The sequence below is a fragment of the Chamaesiphon sp. OTE_20_metabat_361 genome (assembly GCF_031364565.1).
This window is the reverse complement of record NZ_JANLWO010000686.1, coordinates 1-3,113: the sequence shown is the minus strand read 5'-3', so window position 1 is coordinate 3,113 and position 3,113 is coordinate 1. Positions and strand designations below refer to the sequence as shown.

The following is a 3,113-nucleotide window of genomic DNA, read 5'->3' as shown; positions in this document are numbered from 1 at the left end:
CAAAACTATACTCCCCCCGTCGCTTAGAGTGCCGCTACCAACGAGGATCGCATCAGCAGCAGCGATTTGTGCTTCTAAGTGAGCGTAATCTCGATCGGAGCTAAATGTCGGGGGTGATTTTGCCGCATCCGAAATCTTTCCATCAGCGGTCATTGCTAAAACAAGAGTTGTTTTCATCACGATCTATTCAGGAAAGATTATCGAAATTTAATCGTCGTTACCAATCTGAGATCCGATCTCCCAATTTACAAAATGTGTAATTCCCTAAAGCCTAAATTCAGCAATGCTACTCAATCAATACAGCCGCTTTAATACATAATCAGTCAGATCTAATAAAGCTTGAAGTGAAGTTGAAGGGGGTAAATCGGCTATTTGTGCTAGAGCTAACTGGGCGTGGTGCTTGGCTAATTCCCGAGATTTGGCAATTCCCGTACTGTTGCGGACTAAACTCAACGCCGCCGCTAGATCCGCTGGATCTTCAAATTCAGTCGCGATGAGGTCGATTAGTTGGGGATATTCCTGCATCGCAAACAATGTCGGTGCAGTTAAATTTCCACTTGCTAAGTCCGAACCCGCTGGCTTGCCCAGCACTTCATCTGAAGCTGTAAAGTCGAGGATATCATCAACAATTTGGAAGGCTAGTCCCAAGTTTCGCCCATACACATATAACCGTTCGCAAGTTGCCATTGGCGCATCGCTAAGTACGCCCGCAGCCCTAGCACTATTGGCGAGGAGGGAGGCAGTTTTGTAATAACTTTTCTCTAGATATGCTTCAATCGAGAAATCTGTCTCAAACGCATTCAAGCCCTGCTGAATTTCGCCTTCAGCTAAATCCATAATCACCTGTGAGAGCAGTTTGACTACTTCGAGGTTATCGAGGTTGGCTAGGTACCAAGACGACTGTGCGAAGAGGAAATCACCAGCTAAGACGGCGACGCGATTGGTAAATCGACTGTGAACTGTTTCGATCCCCCTCCGGATGTCGGCTTCGTCTAGAACATCATCGTGAACCAGACTGGCAGTGTGGATCATCTCAGTAATTTCGGCGAGGCGGCGGTGGCGCGGTGTAATTTCTTCGTCTGGCATTGTTGCACGGGCAACTAGCAAGACGATTGCCGGACGTAAGCGCTTGCCCCCAGCTCCGAATAAATGTTCGGCGGCTGCATATAAAATTGGGTGACGGGCACCGACGAGCTTTTTGAGGTTCTCCGTTAAGGCTTGTAAGTCAGCTTCAACAGGAGTAAATACGGATTTCACTGAGGTCATCGATCGAGCGGCTCAGAGGATGAGTTTACGAAAGTTTACATATATTCTAAGCTATTTTTCCTCTACATAGGGAATAGGAGCTAGGGATTAGGGATTAGCGAAAAGTGCGTTCTTGGGGTTTCCCCTGTCTTGACGCACACAAACGGGAGGGAACCTCCCGTTCGATGCGCCGCAAGTAAAGCACCTTTTCAAGACAGGGATTAGGGGATTAGAGAATAGGGGGATTAGGAAACTGGTACTGTTGGGAGAATTATCTGCTGGACTGAGGGTTGAGTGGGCAGCCATTGAGTGGCAAGCTGGGCAAATTGAGCCGGATTGCCACTGACAACAAAGGTCGTCGGTTGCGCGAGGAGATGGCTTTGAAGTCCCAGGAGATTGAGTTCTCTAGCCGCCGCTGCGACTACTGCAATGGCTGGATTGACAAATTGGACGCTCATCGGTACAAATTGCCGCAAAATTGGTTCGAGGTGCGGATAATGGGTGCAGCCGTAGACGATCGTATCGACAGATCGATCGAGTAGCGGTTGTAGATATGCTTTAGCAATTGCGAGCGTGTATGGCTCGGCTAAGCGATTAGTTTCAATTAACGGGACGAATTCCGGACAAGCAACCTGCCAAACTTGAGCGAGGGGATTGGCTTCCTCAATTGCACGTAGATAAGCATTGCTATTTACGGTCGCTGGGGTGGCAATCACCCCGATCCTTCGTCCTAGCCTTGCTGCGGCTCTGGCACCGGGCAAGACCACACCCAAAATGGGTAAATCGTATTCATTTCTAACGGTATCCAATGCCAATGCCGAACTGGTGTTACAAGCGACGATCGCCATCTTAACGCGCTGCGACACCATCCAATCCAACGTTTGGCGGGTAAAGTGCAAAATCTCTGCCGCACTGCGGGTACCATAGGGTACTCGCGCCGTATCCCCAAAGTACAACACTGATTCATGAGGAAGTTGGCGATAGATTTCTTGCAAAACTGTCAATCCCCCCACGCTACTATCAAACACGCCAATTTTGTGAACTTTGTCTGACTGGAACGGCGGAGCGGGAGTGAATCGGTTTTGCATATAGTTGTCGTGCAAATAGTAAGTGATTTCCGTGCTTAGTTACGATCTCTGATGTATTGAATGATGCCTTTAGCGATGCCTTCTGCCATCACTTTTTGATAATCATCGCGGCGGAGTCGAGCCGATTCCGCTTCGCTAGTCAAGTAACCAGTTTCGACTAGAATAGCGGGAATGGTCGATTTGCGCAAGACGAGAAACCGCGCCGATCTAACGCGTCGATCGTTGAGATAGAAACCGTTTTTATTGACGTAATCGACCACTGTGCGATGCACGGTATCCGCAAAGGATTGACCGATGTTGTAATGATATATTTCTAAGCCATTGACATCAGGACGATTATCGATCGAGTTGGCATGAATGCTCACAAATAGCGTTGCACCCGCCTCGCGGGAGATAGCGACGCGTTCGTCCAAACCGACAAAGTAATCACCGTTGCGGGTCATTTTAACCGCAATTCCTTGTTTTTCTAAGATCTCCGCCACGCGTTTGGCAACGGGTAAAATCACATCGACTTCTCGCAAGCCACCCAGACCGATGGCTCCCGGATCTCTACCGCCGTGTCCGGGGTCGAGCATGACTAGCACTCTGCCATTATTCGTCCGGACTGGGGGCGAAGTGTCTTGCTTGGGCGTCGGGCGAGTAGCAGTGGGTACAGGGATGGGTACTGTAGCCGGACGGGTGGCAATCCGACTAGTAGGGGTGCCAGTTTGGAGATAAACCCACCGACTGTCCAGATATTGCCGCACCATATCGACTTTGACACCATCAGCTCGCCGCACC

4 protein-coding genes are annotated in these 3,113 nt (G+C 49.5%); all 4 read right to left on the bottom strand.

All coding sequences use genetic code 11. The features are described 5' to 3' along the window. On the bottom strand, positions 1 to 177 hold a 177-nt coding region (locus RMO35_RS19470; RefSeq protein WP_309743330.1), incomplete at its 3' end, for a dihydrofolate reductase family protein. A 117-nt stretch (positions 178 to 294) separates the two neighbouring features. After that, a complete protein-coding gene (sds, locus tag RMO35_RS19465; RefSeq protein WP_309743328.1) occupies positions 295 to 1,266 on the bottom strand; it encodes a solanesyl diphosphate synthase in 972 nt (323 codons plus the stop codon). A 224-nt stretch (positions 1,267 to 1,490) separates the two neighbouring features. Beyond that, positions 1,491 to 2,333 carry a glutamate racemase gene (murI, locus tag RMO35_RS19460; RefSeq protein WP_309743326.1) on the bottom strand — a complete coding sequence of 281 codons (843 nt, stop codon included), beginning with the start codon at positions 2,331 to 2,333 and terminating at the stop codon, positions 1,491 to 1,493. A gap of 35 nt (positions 2,334 to 2,368) precedes the next feature. After that, the coding region (locus RMO35_RS19455; RefSeq protein ID WP_309743324.1) for an N-acetylmuramoyl-L-alanine amidase at positions 2,369 to 3,113 on the bottom strand (745 nt) is incomplete at its 5' end.

Bases quoted from the DNA above. Each gene is read 5' to 3' on its own strand.
- sds (WP_309743328.1), bottom strand. From the start codon at position 1,266: ATGACCTCAGTGAAATCCGTATTTACTCCTGTTGAAGCTGACTTACAA.
- murI (WP_309743326.1), bottom strand. From the start codon at position 2,333: ATGCAAAACCGATTCACTCCCGCTCCGCCGTTCCAGTCAGACAAAGTT.